This window comes from Lachnospira pectinoschiza, assembly GCF_900103815.1.
GTDB classification, from domain to species: domain Bacteria; phylum Bacillota; class Clostridia; order Lachnospirales; family Lachnospiraceae; genus Lachnospira; species Lachnospira pectinoschiza_B.
Map to the genome: position 1 here is coordinate 36,452 of NZ_FNHZ01000008.1, position 17,541 is coordinate 53,992.

At 37.0% G+C, this 17,541-nt stretch carries 12 protein-coding genes and 1 tRNA gene; 12 read left to right on the forward strand and 1 reads right to left on the reverse strand.

Going from position 1 to position 17,541, the window contains the following annotated elements; all coding sequences use genetic code 11:
- Positions 1–32 precede the first annotated feature (32 nt).
- The 8 genes from BLQ66_RS10665 to BLQ66_RS10700 all read left to right on the forward strand — a co-directional run bounded on the left by BLQ66_RS10665 (position 33) and on the right by BLQ66_RS10700 (position 11,582).
- A complete protein-coding gene (locus BLQ66_RS10665) occupies positions 33–1,460 on the forward strand; it encodes a PTS transporter subunit EIIC (protein ID WP_074522136.1) in 1,428 nt (475 codons plus the stop codon).
- Positions 1,461–1,517: 57 nt separating this feature from the next.
- The gene (locus tag BLQ66_RS10670) at positions 1,518–2,993 is read left to right on the forward strand and encodes a sulfatase family protein (RefSeq protein WP_074522137.1); all 1,476 of its coding nucleotides are present in this window, start codon (positions 1,518–1,520) and stop codon (positions 2,991–2,993) included.
- A gap of 580 nt (positions 2,994–3,573) precedes the next feature.
- Positions 3,574–5,319 carry an aspartate--tRNA ligase gene (gene aspS / locus BLQ66_RS10675; RefSeq protein WP_074522138.1) on the forward strand — a complete coding sequence of 582 codons (1,746 nt, stop codon included), beginning with the start codon at positions 3,574–3,576 and terminating at the stop codon, positions 5,317–5,319.
- Positions 5,320–5,869: 550 nt separating this feature from the next.
- Complete coding sequence (gatC, locus tag BLQ66_RS10680; RefSeq protein WP_074522139.1) at positions 5,870–6,166, forward strand: Asp-tRNA(Asn)/Glu-tRNA(Gln) amidotransferase subunit GatC; 297 nt, start codon at positions 5,870–5,872, stop codon at positions 6,164–6,166.
- A gap of 372 nt (positions 6,167–6,538) precedes the next feature.
- Positions 6,539–7,987: an Asp-tRNA(Asn)/Glu-tRNA(Gln) amidotransferase subunit GatA gene (gene gatA / locus BLQ66_RS10685; RefSeq protein ID WP_074522140.1), complete on the forward strand. Its 1,449-nt coding sequence runs from the start codon at positions 6,539–6,541 to the stop codon at positions 7,985–7,987.
- Between the two features lie 17 nt (positions 7,988–8,004).
- The gene (gene gatB, locus BLQ66_RS10690; protein ID WP_074522141.1) at positions 8,005–9,441 is read left to right on the forward strand and encodes an Asp-tRNA(Asn)/Glu-tRNA(Gln) amidotransferase subunit GatB; all 1,437 of its coding nucleotides are present in this window, start codon (positions 8,005–8,007) and stop codon (positions 9,439–9,441) included.
- Between the two features lie 441 nt (positions 9,442–9,882).
- Entirely contained in the window at positions 9,883–10,803 is a 921-nt protein-coding gene (locus BLQ66_RS10695) for an LCP family protein (RefSeq protein ID WP_074522142.1), read from the forward strand.
- Between the two features lie 74 nt (positions 10,804–10,877).
- The gene (locus BLQ66_RS10700) at positions 10,878–11,582 is read left to right on the forward strand and encodes a hypothetical protein (RefSeq protein WP_074522143.1); all 705 of its coding nucleotides are present in this window, start codon (positions 10,878–10,880) and stop codon (positions 11,580–11,582) included.
- A gap of 214 nt (positions 11,583–11,796) precedes the next feature.
- Here the strand turns inward: BLQ66_RS10700 and BLQ66_RS10705 are convergent, their stop codons facing one another.
- Positions 11,797–12,174 carry a PilZ domain-containing protein gene (locus BLQ66_RS10705; protein ID WP_074522144.1) on the reverse strand — a complete coding sequence of 126 codons (378 nt, stop codon included), beginning with the start codon at positions 12,172–12,174 and terminating at the stop codon, positions 11,797–11,799.
- A 280-nt stretch (positions 12,175–12,454) separates the two neighbouring features.
- On the opposite strand from BLQ66_RS10705, the gene BLQ66_RS10710 reads away from it, so the two are divergent.
- The 4 genes from BLQ66_RS10710 to BLQ66_RS10725 all read left to right on the forward strand — a co-directional run bounded on the left by BLQ66_RS10710 (position 12,455) and on the right by BLQ66_RS10725 (position 17,541).
- Positions 12,455–13,342, forward strand: a complete 888-nt coding sequence (locus BLQ66_RS10710) for a phosphoribosylaminoimidazolesuccinocarboxamide synthase (RefSeq protein WP_143453006.1) — start codon at positions 12,455–12,457, stop codon at positions 13,340–13,342.
- Between the two features lie 68 nt (positions 13,343–13,410).
- Positions 13,411–14,853 carry an amidophosphoribosyltransferase gene (purF, locus tag BLQ66_RS10715; RefSeq protein ID WP_074522181.1) on the forward strand — a complete coding sequence of 481 codons (1,443 nt, stop codon included), beginning with the start codon at positions 13,411–13,413 and terminating at the stop codon, positions 14,851–14,853.
- Between the two features lie 77 nt (positions 14,854–14,930).
- Positions 14,931–16,361, forward strand: a complete 1,431-nt coding sequence (purB, locus tag BLQ66_RS10720; RefSeq protein WP_027431871.1) for an adenylosuccinate lyase — start codon at positions 14,931–14,933, stop codon at positions 16,359–16,361.
- A 1,107-nt stretch (positions 16,362–17,468) separates the two neighbouring features.
- Positions 17,469–17,541: transfer RNA gene (locus BLQ66_RS10725), tRNA-Val, on the forward strand.

Genomic DNA, 17,541 nt, shown 5'->3' on the forward strand with positions numbered 1-17,541 from the left:
ATATATATCCTAAATTGAAGGAGGGTTTTGTTATGAAGGCAAAGGAAAGAAAGGAGCTAGCAAAGTTCATATTGAACAATGTTGGTGGTAATGAAAATGTCGTTTCATTGATTCACTGTGTAACAAGACTTAGATTCACATTAAAAGATGAGTCAAAAGCGAACACACAGGCCTTAAAAGACAAGGATGGCGTAATTGATGTAATCCAAAAGGGGGGAATGTATCAAGTAGTCATCGGAAATGCAGTAACTGAGGTTTTTGATGAGGTAATGGCTATTGCTACATTTTCAAAATCAAACGAGGATATGCCGGTAGTAGAAGAAAAGAAAAAACCAATAGATAATCTTATTTCTACAATCGCTGGTATCTTCACACCAATACTTGGTTTAATGTGTGGTTGTGGTGTAGTTAAGGGTTTAATTGTATTTTTGGGAGCGCTAGGCCTTTTATCTACAACAAGTGGTACTTATATAATTATTAATGCAATTGGGGATTCGATTTTTTATTTCTTCCCTGTTTTCATAGGTTATACTGCAGCAGAAAAATTTGGCATGAACAAGTTTGTGGGTATGGCAATTGGTGCGTCATTAATTCATCCAAATATTATTGCACTTAATTCTGGTGCTGTTATAACAACACTCTTTTCTGGAACTTTTATGGAGACATCAGTTAAAACTACATTAGTTGGTATTCCAGTAATGTTAATGTCTTATTCATCCACAGTTATTCCTGCTATTTTAGCATGTTTCGTAGGATCAAAGATCGAGAAGTTCTTTAAAAAGATTATTCCAGATGTTTTGAAAATGTTCCTCGTTCCAGCTTTTACACTTGTAATAACTGTAAGTATTACACTTATAATTGTTGGACCAGTTGCAACATGGTTATCTGATTTAATTGGAGTTGTATTCTTAGCATTCCATGATTTCTGTCCACCACTTGCAGGAGCTTTGATTGGTGGAACATGGCAGCTTCTTGTTATGTTTGGTTTACATCAGGGCATTACTCCTATTATGTTTAATAACTTGGTAACTAATGGTTGCGAAAGTGTTATTTGCTGTATGCAGGCTGTACCTTTTACAACATGTGCAGTTGTATTTGCAGTTTATTTAAAGACAAAGAATAAGAAACTTAAAAGAACAGCTCTACCTGCAGCTATTTCAAGTTTCTTTGGAGTTTCAGAACCATCAATTTATGGCGTTACAATTCCTTTAAAGATACCATTTATTATTACAAATCTATCAGCAGCTGTAGGTGGTGCTCTAATGGGCTTATTTGGATCAAAAATGTATACAATGGGTGGAATGGGCTTATTTGCCTTCCCGGCTTACATTAGTCCTGAAAACGGCTTTGATATGGGCTTTTATGGCGTGTTAATAGCAGTAGGAGTTTCCATGCTATTAGGTTTTGTACTTACTTTATTATTATGGAAGGAAAAGCCAGAGCAAGCTAAAGCTAATTAGTACTTATATTAGTAGAAAATGTATAAATTAAAACACAGGAAAGACAGGTGAACATAGATGAGAACGATAATGATTATGTTTGATACATTGACAAGAAAATTTTTACCTAATTATGGAAATACTTGGGTGGATGGACCAAACTTTCAAAGATTAGATTCACATTGCGCAAAGTTTGATAACTTTTATGGTGGCAGTATGCCTTGTATGCCTGCAAGAAGAGAATTACATACTGGTAAATATAATTTTACTCATAGAAGCTGGGGCCCTTTAGAGCCTTTTGATAATTCGGTTTTTGAATGCCTAGAAAAAAATGGAGTATATTGTCATTTAGTAACAGACCACTCTCATTATTGGGAAGATGGTGGAGCAACATATCATAATCGTTATGACAGCTGGGAAGGCTTTAGAGGACAAGAAGGAGATCGCTGGGTGCCTCATGATGTAAATGTAACAATCCCGGAGAATAGAAATCCTCTTAATAAAGAAGGCCTATCAGTGGCCCAGCATTATAGAAATAGAACAAGGCAGCAGACAAAAGAGGAAATGTCTAGTGTAAAAACTTTTAAGGCTGGTCTTGATTTTATAGAAGAGCATTTAAATGAAGACCAGTGGTTTTTACAAATTGAAGCCTTTGATCCGCATGAACCTTTTTATGTGCCAGAAGAGTTTCGAAAAAAATATGGCTTGCCAGAGGAAGAAACTATTAATTGGCCTAAATATGGAAAGTTAGATGAGGATAGAGATTATCACGAAGATATAGAAAATAGTAAGAAAGAATATGCAGCTCTTGTTAGCTTATGTGATGAAAGCTTAGGTAAGGTTTTAGACTACATGGATAAGAATGATATGTGGAAGGATACTTGTCTTATTGTAAATACTGACCATGGCTTTTTACTTGGGGAACATGAGTGGTTTGGAAAAAATTTCCCACCACTTTATGATGAGTTAATTCATACACCATTCTTTATGCATGTTCCTAATACATTAGAGGGAGGAAATGTAGATTTATTATGTAATACAGTAGATATTGTACCAACACTTCTTGATCTATACGGTATAGATACAGAATCTATGGGAAAATTGGATGGCTCTTCAATATTAAAGAGAATAAATAAGGAAATACCAGAAAAAAGAGAAGTGTTATTTGGATTGCATGGAGGCTATTCATGTATTAGTGATGGAAGATATGTCTATATGAAAGCAACGGAAAATCCAGATAATCAGCCATTGGCTGAATATACTTTAATGCCTACACATATAAGAGGATTTTTTGATAGAGAGGCATTAAAAAAGGCAGAGCTTGTTGAAGGCGACGCCTTTAGTAATGGTATTCCAGTTTTAAAGATTCCTACAAAGAGTTATTTAAATAACTATAAACAGGGAAATAGATTATATGATTTAGAAACAGATCCTGAAGAAAAAAACAACTTATATAATGAGGAAAATAAAGAAATCTGGAATAGTAGATTAAAAGAAGCGCTAGAAAATGTAGAAACCCCTGATACAGAGTTTCTTAGACTTAATTTACTTTAAATTAAGTTTATGAGACAAGATGGAAATCCAAGCATTCTTTAGGATGCTTGGATTTTTGTTAATTAAAACTTGAATTTCAAACTTAGTTATGTTACACTTTCAAAGTTAATATCAGTTAGTGAAATTAGATATTAACTAATTGAAGAGATGCATTTGCATCAGCTAAAGACTATGAAGGAGACTTCTTTTCATGGAACTTGACAGGAAAGTGGCGTCATCGACTGAAAGCGCACGCAAGGAATTGTTAAGAGGAACACTCTGGAGTTGAATATCTGAAAGTTAGAAGAAATTAGAAAGTTAATTCTAGATTATTTTAAGCGTAGGATATTACGTTACACGCGTTAAGTGTTAATGAGGAGTAAGAGCTTGATAAACTTATCTTGTCGCTTTTATTCAAATGCGGGTGGTACCGCGGATTATTAGATAATTCGCCCCGGAAGTTAAGAAACTTCCGGGGCTTTTTTATTAAATTTAGCTTTAATAAATAGTCAGACTAGGATTTAGCCTAGTGTTTTCCGGAAGAAGCACATTTGCATAAGAATGTTTTAAAGGCCTTTGGGCTTAGAAGAAAGGAGAAATTATGAGTAACATTTACAGAGACGTTAACCTCTCTCAGGTTAGTGAATCAGACATTGGAAAAGAATTAAAGGTTTCAGGATGGGTTGAGAACATCCGTGACCACGGTGGAGTTTCATTCATCGATTTAAGAGATATGTACGGCGTTTTACAGGTCGTATTAAGAGACGCAGCACTTCTTGATGGTATCCACAAGGAAGAGTGTATCTGCATCGAAGGTATCATGGAGAAGAGAGATGAGGAGACATACAATCCAAAGCTTCCTACAGGTACAATCGAACTTGAAGCTAAGAAGATTACAATCCTTGGTAAGGTTTACCAGCAGCTTCCATTTGAAGTTATGACATCTAAGGAAGTTAGAGAAGATGTAAGACTTAAGTATAGATACTTAGACCTTCGTAATGAAAAGGTTAAAGATAACATTTTATTTAGATCACAGGTAATTTCATTCCTTCGTTCTAAGATGACAGAGATGGGATTTGTTGATATTCAGACACCAATCCTTTGCGCTTCATCTCCAGAAGGTGCTAGAGATTACATTGTTCCATCAAGAAAATATAAGGGTAAGTTCTACGCTCTCCCACAGGCTCCACAGCAGTATAAGCAGTTACTCATGGTTTCTGGTATTGATAAGTATTTCCAGATTGCTCCATGTTTCCGTGATGAAGATGCTAGAGCTGACCGTTCACCAGGAGAATTCTATCAGTTAGACTTCGAAATGAGTTTTGCTACTCAGGAAGATGTATTTAGAGTTGGTGAAGAAGTTTTATCAGCAACATTTGAAAAGTTTGCTCCAGAAGGATATACAGTAACACAGGCTCCATACCCTGTAATTAGCTATAAGCAGGCTATGCTTGAATTTGGTTCAGATAAGCCAGATTTAAGAAACCCACTTAGAATTATTGATGTTACTGACTTCTTCCAGAAGTGTACATTTAAGCCATTTATCGGCAAGACTGTAAGAGCTATTAAGGTTCATGCAGATATGTCTAAGGGCTTCCATGAAAAGTTACTTAAGTTTGCTACAAGCATTGGTATGGGCGGACTTGGTTACTTAGAGGTTAAGGAAGATTTATCTTACAAGGGACCTATTGATAAGTTCATCCCAGATGAAATGAAGAAGGAATTCCTTGAACTTGCTGGTCTTGAAGCGGGCGATACAATCTTCTTTATGGCTGATAAGGAAGAGAAGGCTGCATTCTTTGCTGGACAGATCAGAAACGAATTAGGTGAGAAGTTAGATTTAATTGAGAAAAATGCATACAGATTCTGTTATGTTAACGACTTCCCTATGTTTGAAAGAGATCCAGAAACTAAGAAGATTGGATTTACACATAACCCATTCTCTATGCCACAGGGCGGCTTAGAGGCTCTTAAGACTATGGACCCACTTGATATCTTAGCTTACCAGTATGATATCGTTTGTAACGGTATCGAGCTTTCTTCAGGTGCTGTACGTAACCACGATATGGAAATCATGGTTAAGGCATTTGAAATCGCTGGCTACGATGAAGAAGTATTAAAGGCTAAGTTCGGAGCCCTCTACAACGCATTCCAGTTCGGTGCACCTCCACACGCTGGTATGGCACCTGGTGTTGATAGAATGATTATGTTACTCCGTAACGAAGAAAATATCCGTGAAGTTATTGCATTCCCTATGAGTGGTACAGCACAGGATCTTATGTGTGGTGCACCTAATGAGGTAACAGAGCAGCAGTTACGTGAGGTTCATATTAAGGTACGTGACTAAAGGAAGCAAACGGGAGAAGAGCAAATGAAGCCAGTCTTTTAAAAGACACGCTCTCGCTAAGCTAACCACGTAGCGCTAGATAAGACTTTTCTTCGCCTTTCAGGCTTGAAAATTCTAACTAGCGACGCGGTTAGAATTGTCTTTTAGAAAGACTACTTCATTTGCTCAAAACCCCCGATATGCTTTTTAATCCCGTAGGGCTAGGGGTGCCAAACCTCTACGTTAGTGCTGTCTGGAGGGTGGTGCGAGGCCGGAGGGCTTTGGACTGACGGACGCCAAAAGCGCTTCGCTGTTTGGCTGAGAGTGCAGCCGAGAGTGTAGTGCGAGGCCGGAGGATTTTGGACTGACGGACGCCAAAAGCGCTTCGCTGTTTGGCTGAGAGTGCAGCCGAGAGGTTGACGCAAGGCCGGAGGGCTTTGAACTAACGGACGCCAAAAGCGCTTCGCTCTTTGGCTGATAGTGCTATCTGGAGTTTGGTGATGCCACTAGCTATATATATTTGGGAAGGATTTCCCATAAGTTTTTTTAGATTTTGAAAGGAGGAACTTTTATGGCTAATGTTATTAGTGATGAGACTATTGATTACGTTGGTATCTTAGCTAAGCTTGAGCTTTCTGATGAGGAAAAGGAAGCTGCTAAGAAGGATATGGAAGATATGCTTGATTACATTGACAAGCTTGGTGAACTTGATACTACAGGTATTGAGCCAATGTCACATGTATTCCCAGTTAACAACGTAATGAGAGAAGATGTTGTAACTAACGGTGATGGTAGCGAGGCTACACTTAAGAATGCACCAGAACATAATGAGTCAGGATTTATAGTTCCTAAGACCGTTGAATCATAAAATATAAAGTGAAACGAGAAGCTTAAAAGCAAGATAAAAACTAGGGTTGAAGAAACTTTAATTTTAATGGTAAAAAACATAACCTCATGTTTTTGTTTCCCAATCCACCTATAGTTTTTACTTGCTTGAAAGCTTTTTGCTAAGGATGCGTGAAGTCTCGGGGATGTGGCCTGCGGAGGTCTCTATCCTTTGTAAAAACTGTCCTGTAGCCGTCGCTAGTTATTTTCTTAGAGCGTAAGCGATAAAGAAAATTTACTAGCGCTACGAGCTACAGCAAGCGAAAGCGTGTTTTTTAAGAAGGAATAGAGACGACGCAGGCGCCCACCGTTTCGCACGCAAGCTTAACAAACATTGTTTCAAGAAAGGAAAAATATGGATTTACTCAATTTAACAGCGCACGAACTTTCCGCTGCCATTAAATCTGGCGAAACTACAGCTTATGAAGCTATGGAAGCAGTTCTTGCTAGAATCGATAGTACAGAATCAGATATTAATGCGTATGTTACAGTAGATAAAGAAGCTGCCCTAGCTAAGGCTAAAAAGGCAGATGAAGACATTAAGTCTGGTAAGCTTACAGGTCCTCTTGCTGGTGTTCCTGTGGCTATTAAGGATAACATGTGTACTAAGGATATGCTTACTACATGTTCATCTAAGATTTTATCAAACTTTGTTCCTACATTTTCATCAGAAGCTGTACTTAAGCTAGAAGAAGCTGGAGCAGTAGTTATTGGTAAGACAAATATGGATGAGTTCGCCATGGGTTCTACAACAGAAACATCATTCTATGGTGCAACTAAAAATCCTAGAAATACAGAACACGTTCCAGGTGGTTCTTCAGGTGGTTCAGCTGCAGCAGTTGCGGCTAATGAAGCATTTGCAGCACTTGGTTCAGATACAGGTGGATCAATTAGACAGCCAGCTGGTTACTGTGGTGTTGTAGGTTTAAAGCCAACATACGGAACAGTATCTAGATATGGTCTTATTGCTTACGGTTCATCTCTTGATCAGATTGGACCTTTAACTAAGGACGTTACTGACTGTGCCTTAATTCTTGATGCAATTGCAGGCAAGGATGACAAGGACTCAACTTCTATTGGTCGTGAAAAATATAACTTCGCCGACAGCTTAGTTGATGACGTTAAGGGCATGAAGATCGGTATTCCAAGAGATTATTTTGGAGAAGGTCTTGACCCTGAAGTTAAGGAAGCAGTTCTTAAGGCAGCTAAGGTCTTAGAAGAAAAGGGCGCTATTGTAGAAGAGTTTGATTTAAGCTTAGTTGACTATGCTATTCCAACTTACTATACAATCGCAGCAGCAGAAGCATCATCTAACCTTGAAAGATTTGATGGTGTTAAATATGGTCATAGAGCAGCAGAATACGAAGGACTTCACAACATGTATAAGAAGACTCGTTCTGAAGGCTTTGGCCCAGAAGTTAAGAGAAGAATCATGCTTGGTTCCTTCGTACTTAGCTCAGGTTACTATGATGCATATTACTTAAAGGCATTAAGAGTTAAGGCTCTTATTAAGAAGGCCTTTGATGAAGCATTTGCAAAATACGATGTAATCCTTGGACCTGTTGCTCCAACAACAGCACCAAAGCTTGGTTCATCTCTTGCAGATCCTATTAAAATGTACTTATCTGATATCTATACAATATCAGTTAACTTAGCTTCTCTTCCAGGTATTTCACTTCCATGCGGCAAGGCAAGCAACGGCCTTCCAATTGGTTTACAGTTAATTGGTGATTGCTATAGAGAAGACAATATTATTCGTGCAGCTTACTCTTATGAGTGTGCTAGAGGCGAATTAAATTTCTAGAAAGGAAGGGCGATTAGATGAAGGAATACGAGACAGTCATTGGTTTGGAAGTTCACGTTGAGCTTGCAACTAAAACTAAGATTTTCTGTGGTTGTTCTACTGAGTTTGGTGGAGCACCTAATACACATACTTGTCCAGTTTGTACAGGTATGCCAGGTTCCCTTCCTGTTTTAAACAAGAAGGTAGTTGAATACGCAACAGCAGTTGGTCTTGCTACTAATTGTGATATTACAAGAGATTGCAAATTCGATAGAAAGAATTATTTCTACCCAGATAATCCACAGAACTACCAGATTTCTCAGTTATATTTACCAATCTGTAGAAATGGTCATGTGGACATTAAGTTAGAAGACGGTCAGACTAAGGAAATCAGAATCCATGAAATCCATATGGAAGAGGATGCTGGTAAGCTTATTCATGATGAGTGGGAAGATGTTTCATTTGTAGATTACAATAGATCAGGTGTACCACTTATTGAAATCGTATCAGAGCCAGATATGCGTTCAGCTAAGGAAGTTGTTGCATATCTTACAAAGCTTCGTAACACAATTCAGTATCTTGGTGCTTCAGATTGTAAGCTTCAGGAAGGTTCAATGAGAGCCGATGTTAACCTTTCAGTACGTGAAAAGGGTGCAACTGAATTTGGTACAAGAACTGAGATGAAGAACTTAAACTCATTCTCAGCTATTGAAAGAGCTATTGAAAATGAGCGCGCTCGTCAGATTGACTTAATTGAGTCAGGAGAAGGGGTAACTCAGGAAACAAGACGTTGGAACGATGATAAGGAATATTCATATGCTATGCGTTCTAAAGAGGATGCTCAGGATTACAGATATTTCCCAGATCCAGATCTTGTTCCAATTCATATCTCAGAAGAATTCTTAGAGGAAGTAAAGTCAAAGCAGCCTGAATTTAAGGATGCGAAAATGTTACGCTACAAGGAAGAATTTGGTCTACCAGATTATGATATCGAGCAGATTACAGATTCTAAGAAGTTAGCTGATATTTTTGAAGCTACAGTTGCAATTTGCAATAATCCTAAGAAGGTTTCTAACTGGTTAATCGCAGAAACAATGCGTATCTTAAAGGAACGTCAGTTAGATCCTGTAGATATTAAGTTTAAGCCAGAGGCACTTGCTAGAATCATCGAGCTTACAGACAAGAGCGAGATTAATAGTAATGCAGCTAAGGAAGTCTTTGAGGCTATCTTTGATGGCGAGGTTAATCCAGACGATTACGTTAAGGAACACGGCCTTAAGCAGGTTAACGACGAGGGTGCACTTCGTGCAACAGTTGAGCAGGTAATTGCTAACAATCCTCAGTCAGTTGCAGATTACAAGGGTGGTAAAGAAAAGGCTATTGGCTTCTTAGTTGGTCAGACTATGAAGGCAATGCAGGGTAAAGCTAACCCAGGTATGGTAACACAGTTACTTAAGGAATTACTTAATAACTAATTTGCAATAGATTTAAAATGAATAAACTTATACACAAATTTTTTAGACGATAATTTAAAGCAATAATGTTTGAAAAAATTTGTGGTGGAGATTGGAGCCTACTTTTAGAGTAGGCTCCTTTTTTATAGCTATTTTTAGTTTAAATTAGTTGATACATTTTCTTGTACAAAATAGACATTAGTAAAACTATACAAAATTGTTTGGAAATAATAAATAAAAATATTGCAGTTGAAATATATTTATATTTGTAATATACTGACGTTAGTTTCGAAATTTGCACAATTAAATAATATATTTTGACCTTTTTAAGGAGGGAGAATCATAAAGGCAAAGAAAAATAAGATATTAAAGGTTATTGCTATAATACTTGCTTGCGTTTTAGCTTTATTTTTAGTTGCCACTGTAGTTTTAGTAGTAATGAGATTTACTGGGAAAACTAAATTGGAGAATTGTTATGCAGCAGAGAATAATCTTGATTTAGGAATGACAGATGAAGACGGGAAGATTTGTTATAACGGCAATTATTACGAATATGATGAAGATGTAATAACAATTTTATTTATGGGTATTGATAAAATCAACAAGGTAAAGAAAGGCTTGACACATTTAGACGGGGGTTGTGCAGACGTTTTGTTTCTTGGCATTATCAATACTAGAACTAAAACAGTTAAGTTGCTTGCCATTAATAGAGACTCAATGGTTGATATTGACGTTTTAAATATTAAAGGCGAGGTAAGATATACAAAACCGCTACAAATCACACTAGCCCATGGTTATGGATTAGGACTTGAAGATAGTTGTCTTAATCAATGTGATGCGGTTTCAAGATTGTTATATGGAATACCAATAAATGCTTATGTATCCTTGAATATGGGAGGAGTTGCCGCTTTAAATGATGCTATTGGCGGGGTTACTCTTACTTCTCTAGATGATATCTATATAGAAGACATGGAGATAGACATTGCAAAGGATGAAGAGATACATTTGACAGGTAAACAGGCTTACTTTTACGTTAGGTTTAGAGATGAGGCAGTTTATGAATCTGCTAGGATTCGCCTTGAGAGACAGAAGCAATATGTTGAAGAATATTGCAGGCAGTTACTTAGCAATTCATTAAAGGACCTTTCAAATATTGTAAATGTATATAATGCTGTAGATGATTACACAGTAATGAACTTATCGACAGATGAGTTGGTGTATTTGGCATCAATGCTAATTGGATATGAATTTGATTTTGAAAATATTTATAGTTTGGAAGGCAGCACTTATTCAAATCCAGAGACTTATCACGAAGAATTTACAGTAGATGAAGACTCGACTAAAAAATTGATACTAGATCTCTTTTATAGACAAATTGATTGAGTTTAAATAGGCGGACACCACAACGGCTATTTAGATATAAAAACACAAGTTATCTTAAGGAGGTATCTTAATTTATGAAAAAGAAAATTTTAGCTATGGTTTTATCACTTGTATTAGTAGGCGTGCCTGCAATGGCTGTATTAGCTGATTCATCATCTTCAACTACAAGTACAGAATCAACAATTACTGTTGATGTAACTGCAGAGGAGACAAATGAAGATCAAGCAGAAGTAACAATTGATTCTGATTCAGCATTAACAGCTGATGATTTAAATGCTGATGGATATGCATTAGATGATCTTAATGATGCAACTATTACAGATATGGCTACTCAGATTGCTAATGTATTAAATGATTTATCATCAGTTGCTACTTTATTAGATAGCTCAGTACTTGCAAAGGCTGCAAAGGATACTAGTTATAAGGTAGCAGCTACAGTTCTTGCTTATGTTGATATTGAAATTGATACAGCTACAGAGAATTCTGATGGTACTTATACAGTAACTCTTGAACTTCCAAATGTAGCAGCTAATGAAGAGGTTTTAATTTTACATTACGATGATGATGCAGGAGAATTTGAAACAATTAAACCAACATCTGTTGGATCAGGAACAGTAACATTTAATGTATCAAGCTTTTCTCCATTTGCATTTGTAAAGCTTGATGTATCAACACCTAGTGGTGATACAGCTCCTATCGTACTTTATGTTTTACTTGCAGTAGCAGCTCTTGCTGTAATCGCTGTAGTATCTAGAAAGTACTTAAAGGCAGCAAAGTAATTTATAGAGTAATCTCTAATTAAATTAAAAAGTAACACCTTAAAAAATAAACGCAACTTATAAACTTAGAAAACTTATAAGAAACGGAATTGGAAGATTATATACAAAATTATAATCTTAGCAATAAATGTGGTGGGGACTGGTGCCTGCTTTATAGCAGGCACCTTTTTGCATGTCTGATTACGATATAGTTCTTATTAAATGCTATTATGCATTAATTAGCTGCTTCTTCAGCGTCAATCTCGTCTTCATATTCTTCAAAAATATAATTAAGGATTGAGGACATACCAACGAATTCACATCCATATGAATACTTATCTGAGTCGTCTAACTGCTGGCATCTTATAATCTTGACTACGCAATATAAAACGTCTTCTTCTTCGCCAAGTCTAAGGGCAGCATTGAAATAAAATCCTATTGGGAAAACGCTCTTTGATTCAAAGCCAATGCCGCTTTTTGAGATATTAATAACTCGGATTGGTGAATCAACATTCTGAATCTTAACATTGTTCTGCTTAAAAAGAGTGGATACGTTAAGCTTTAAATCGGCTTTCACTCTTCTGTGGCGTCTCTTCTCGATTCCGTCGTTCATAAGAAATCCTCCAATATTTATTAGGGTTTTGACTTATGCAAATACAGGCTCCCCTTAAAGCCTTCCAAACTAGTTTAACTACTTTTATGATACACTTTCACCCTTTCTTTTGCAAGCAAGTGACTATTGATTTTAAATCTAGGCTGTTATATAATTTTTCACGGATTGCCTCTTTATCTAAGATGGCAACAATCTCGTCTAAACCTATAGGCGAGGCCTAATATCTAGACTATTCGGCTTAAGTAGTCTATATATTATTAATATTATTTATAAGAAAAGGATGGGCACGTTAATGGAGAAGTTAAAGTTACTCTATGAAGGAAAAGTAAGAGAAGTTTATGACAATGGAGATTCGCTTATAATAGCAGCGACAGACAGAATCTCGGCATTTGATCATATTTTAAAGAATAAGGTTACAGATAAGGGTGCTATCCTTACTCAAATGTCAAAGTTCTGGTTTAATTTAACAGAAGATGTAATTGCAAATCATATGATTACTACAGATGTTTCTGAAATGCCAGAGCAGTTCCAGAATGAGGATTATGTTGGAAGAACAATGAAGGTTAAGAAATTAACTATGTTACCAGTTGAATGTATCGTTAGAGGATATATCACAGGTAGCGGTTGGGCTAGTTATAAAGAAAATGGTACAGTTTGTGGTATTAAGTTACCAGAAGGTCTTAAGGAGTCAGAGAAATTACCTGAACCTATCTATACACCATCTACAAAGGCAGAGATTGGTGATCACGATGAGAATATTTCATTTGAAAAGAGTATTGAAGTTATCGAAAAAGCATTCCCAGGTCATGGAGAAGAATACGCAACAAAGATTAAGGACGCAACAATTGCAATTTATAAGAAGTGTGCAGAATATGCTTTAACAAAGGGCATCATTATTGCTGATACAAAGTTTGAATTTGGTTTAGATTCAGAAGGAAATGTTGTAATTGGTGATGAAATGCTTACACCAGATAGCTCAAGATTTTGGCCATTAGAAGGTTACGAAGCAGGAAAGAGCCAGCCATCATTTGATAAGCAGTTCGTAAGAGACTGGTTAAAGGCTAACCCTGATAGCGACTACCTTCTTCCAGAGGACGTAATTACTAAGACAGTTGATAAGTACAAGGAAGCTTACCTTATGTTAACAGGAGAAGAATTCTCTAAGTAGATCGATTAATCGGAGGAATTATGACATTTTGTAAAAATAAATGTGCAGATTGTAAGAGTGTCTGTAAAATGAATGAAGAACTTCTAAATCGTGAGGACGATTTTGAAGGAGATATCATCCATGATGAATGTGGTGTTTTTGGAGCTTATGACTTTGATGGACACGACGTTTCATCAACTATTTACTATGGCCTTTTTGCCCTACAGCATAGAGGACAGGAAAGTGCCGGTATTGCAGTAGGCGATACTAACGGCCCTAAGGGTGTTAAGTGTTACAAGGATATGGGCTTGGTTAATGAGGTTTTCAATCATGAGAATCTTTCTAAGCTTTGTGGCGATATTGGTGTTGGACATGTACGTTATTCTACAGCGGGTAGTTCTGTTCGTGAAAATGCACAGCCTCTTGTAATTAACTACGTAAAGGGAACTCTAGGTATGGCACATAATGGTAACCTTCTTAACGCTGTTGAGTTAAGAGAAGAGTTATCTTATACAGGTGCTATTTTCCAGACTACTATTGATTCAGAAGTTATTGCATACTTAATCGCAAGAGAGAGATTATATGCTCCAACTGTTGAATTATCAGTTAGAAATGCTATGAGAAGAATTAAGGGTGCTTATTCTTTAGTAGTAATGAGTCCAAAGAAGCTTATTGGCGCAAGAGATCCATTTGGCTTTAAGCCACTTTGTATTGGTAAGAGAGATAATACTTACTTTTTATCATCAGAGACATGTGCTCTTGATACAGTAGGCGCTGAATTTGTAAGAGATGTTGAACCTGGTGAAGTTGTAACAATTACACCAGAGGGCATTTTTAGTGATAAGAGTCTTTGTCAGGAAAAGCATGCTAGATGTATTTTCGAATACATTTACTTTGCAAGACCTGATAGTAAGATTGATGGAATGGGCGTTTATGAGTCTAGAATTATCGCAGGTAAGATTTTAGCTCAGACACATCCTGTTGAGGCTGATTTAGTTGTTGGCGTTCCAGAATCTGGCAATCCAGCGGCTCTTGGCTATTCTATAGAATCAGGCATTCCATATGGCAATGCATTTATAAAAAATAACTACGTTGGTAGAACATTTATCAAGCCTAAGCAGGGTGAACGTGAGTCGTCTGTTAAGGTTAAGTTAAATGTACTTAAAGAGGCAGTTGCAGGCAAGAGAGTTGTCATGATTGATGATTCCATTGTTCGTGGTACAACTTCTGCTAGAATTGTAAGTTTACTTAAGGCAGCAGGTGCAAAGGAAGTTCATGTGCGTATTAGTTCGCCAGCTTTCCTTCATCCATGTTATTTTGGTACAGATATTCCTTCAGAGGACCAGCTTATTGCTTCAGGTCACTCAGTTGAGGAAATCTGCAAGATGATTGGTGCTGACTCACTTGGTTACTTAGATGTTACAAGACTTTCTGAGATGATCGGTGGCAAGACTGACATTTGCGACGCTTGCTTTACAGGAAATTATCCCATCGAACCTCCAAAGATTGATATAAGAGGAGAAATGGGCTAATAAAGGCTAACGATATACAATATAAGCTAGGCTTAGATTAATTAAATGAAAAAAATAAGGAAGGCGGATTTATAACAATGAATGACGTTTATCAGACACCACTTGCTCAGAGATATGCAAGTAAGGAAATGCAGTACATTTTCTCACCAGACATGAAATTTAAGACTTGGAGAAGATTGTGGATTGCACTTGCAGAAACAGAGAAAGAGTTAGGACTTGATATAACAGATGAGCAGATTGAGGAATTAAAGGCTCATAAGGATGATATCAACTATGAGGATGCAAGAAAGCGTGAAAAGGAAGTAAGACATGATGTTATGTCTCATGTTTATGCTTACGGTTTACAGTGTCCTAAGGCAAAGGGAATTATTCACTTAGGAGCAACATCTTGCTACGTTGGAGATAATACAGACATTATTATTATGACAGAAGGTCTTAAGCTTGTAAGAAAGAAGCTTATCAATGTCATTTCTGAATTAGCTAAATTCGCAGAGGAGTATAAGGCACAGCCTACTCTTGCATTTACACATTTTCAGCCAGCTCAGCCAACAACAGTAGGTAAGAGAGCTACTTTATGGATGAATGAATTTGTAATGGATCTTGAAGATTTAGATTATATTCTTTCAACAATGAAGTTACTTGGTTGTAAGGGTACAACAGGTACACAGGCTTCATTCTTAGAATTATTCAACGGTGATCATGACAAGATTCGTATGATAGATAAGAAGATTGCTGATAAGATGGGCTTTGACGCTTGTGTTCCAGTTTCAGGTCAGACTTACTCTCGTAAGGTTGATACAAGAGTACTTAACGTACTTGCAGGAATCGCTGCTTCAGCACACAAGATGTCTAATGATATCAGATTATTACAGCACTTAAAGGAAGTTGAAGAACCATTTGAAAAGAGCCAGATTGGTTCATCAGCTATGGCATATAAGAGAAATCCTATGAGAAGTGAAAGAATTGCTTCTTTAGCAGATTTCGTTATTGCAGATGCACTTAACCCAGCTATCGTTTCATCAACACAGTGGTTTGAAAGAACTCTTGATGATTCAGCTAATAAGAGAATGTCAGTACCAGAAGGCTTCTTAGCAGTAGATGGTATTCTTGATTTACTTCTTAATGTTACAGATGGTCTTAAGGTTTATGATAAGGTTATTCTTCGTCACTTCATGGCAGAATTACCATTCATGGCTACAGAGAATATCATGATGGATGCTGTTAAGGCTGGTGAAGATAGACAGGTTATGCATGAGAAGATCAGAGAATTATCAATGATCGCAGGTAGAAGAGTTAAGGAAGAAGGTCTTGATAATAACCTTCTTGAACTCATCGCAGCAGAACCATCATTCCACGTAACAATGGAAGAGCTTCAGGCTAAGATGGAACCTATCAACTACGTAGGTCGTTCAAGAGAACAGGTAGATGAGTATTTATCAGAAGTAATCAAGCCAATCCTTGATGAGAATAAAGAATTACTCGGCATGACAGCAGAGATTAATGTGTAGCTGGATTTGCTACGCAAAGCCAGCGCCCGTATCGTGCGAAGCACGATACAAGGTATGAAGAATAGTATAGTGGGACGTGGGCCAACGCCCGTATCACCCGAAGGGTGATACAAGGCATGAGGAATAGAGTGGTGGTTCATGTTGGGCCAGCGCCAGTATCGCGTTTACGCGATACAAGGCATGAAAAATATTGTAGTGGGATGTGGGCAAGAGCCCATCCCGCTGTAAATAAGAGGCGATTTTTGTACCGACCCCCAAAAGTTAGACCTAAAAATCTAACGATTGGGAGGTCGGTACATTTTTCGCCTCTTTTTTATTATTATAACTTACTGGGTTTCTTCTAACTTGCTTATTAATTTTTGACGGATTTGTCGAATTTACTTCTGATAATAAAACTAGATACCATCACCGAGAAATTTTCTTTGATTTGATGGAGAATTATTATAATTTTATCGCTATAGCCTACAGGCAACACAGAGAAATTTCTTATTTGCTTGCAAAGTGATAGTTTAGTATATTTAATAGTTACAGGTAAATAAAAGATTTCTTGGAATTGCATGTAGCTTATAAAGTAAGGCTTACATACTGATGCGGTTAATTCTTGCTTTTTTTGTTATTACTTGTAGGGTATTAAGAGACAGGAAGAAATCTCTTTATCACGTTAATATACGAATTACAGGTAAATAAAGAAAAAAGCAAGTTTGAATGTAATAGTTAATGAAACTTAACTAGCTCAATTCATTCAATATAGGAAAAATTTTGATTTGATGGTATAACCCGCCGAATTACAACAGTTTCTAGGAAAGATAAAAACCCACCAATACATCAAATCCAGAAAAAGTAAGATTTGATGGTAAAATCCAGTGCCAGAATCAAAGAAAAACAGTAAACAACGACCCACAACAAGCTCCCCACTCAACAATCCCTCTAATTTCAATCCTATTCCCACACTTTCTATATTATAGAAATCAAGAACAACTATATATCCTAAACTATTGATAAATACTGACTTTTTTCAAAAAAAATTACAAAAAATGCTTGACAGAAAAGAGCTAATTGTTATATACTATCCAAGTCGCAAGTGCTTAGCACTTCGGCGATAAGCTTGGGGTCTTAGCTCAGCTGGGAGAGCATCTGCCTTACAAGCAGAGGGTCACAGGTTCGAGCCCTGTAGGCCCCA

Coding starts and splice junctions, on each gene's coding strand:
- gatA (WP_074522140.1), top strand. CDS start 6,539: ATGGATTTACTCAATTTAACAGCGCACGAACTTTCCGCTGCCATTAAA.
- BLQ66_RS10710 (WP_143453006.1), top strand. CDS start 12,455: ATGGGCACGTTAATGGAGAAGTTAAAGTTACTCTATGAAGGAAAAGTA.
- aspS (WP_074522138.1), top strand. CDS start 3,574: ATGAGTAACATTTACAGAGACGTTAACCTCTCTCAGGTTAGTGAATCA.
- gatC (WP_074522139.1), top strand. CDS start 5,870: ATGGCTAATGTTATTAGTGATGAGACTATTGATTACGTTGGTATCTTA.
- BLQ66_RS10700 (WP_074522143.1), top strand. CDS start 10,878: ATGAAAAAGAAAATTTTAGCTATGGTTTTATCACTTGTATTAGTAGGC.
- BLQ66_RS10705 (WP_074522144.1), bottom strand. CDS start 12,174: ATGAACGACGGAATCGAGAAGAGACGCCACAGAAGAGTGAAAGCCGAT.
- BLQ66_RS10665 (WP_074522136.1), top strand. CDS start 33: ATGAAGGCAAAGGAAAGAAAGGAGCTAGCAAAGTTCATATTGAACAAT.
- purF (WP_074522181.1), top strand. CDS start 13,411: ATGAATGAAGAACTTCTAAATCGTGAGGACGATTTTGAAGGAGATATC.
- gatB (WP_074522141.1), top strand. CDS start 8,005: ATGAAGGAATACGAGACAGTCATTGGTTTGGAAGTTCACGTTGAGCTT.
- BLQ66_RS10670 (WP_074522137.1), top strand. CDS start 1,518: ATGAGAACGATAATGATTATGTTTGATACATTGACAAGAAAATTTTTA.
- purB (WP_027431871.1), top strand. CDS start 14,931: ATGAATGACGTTTATCAGACACCACTTGCTCAGAGATATGCAAGTAAG.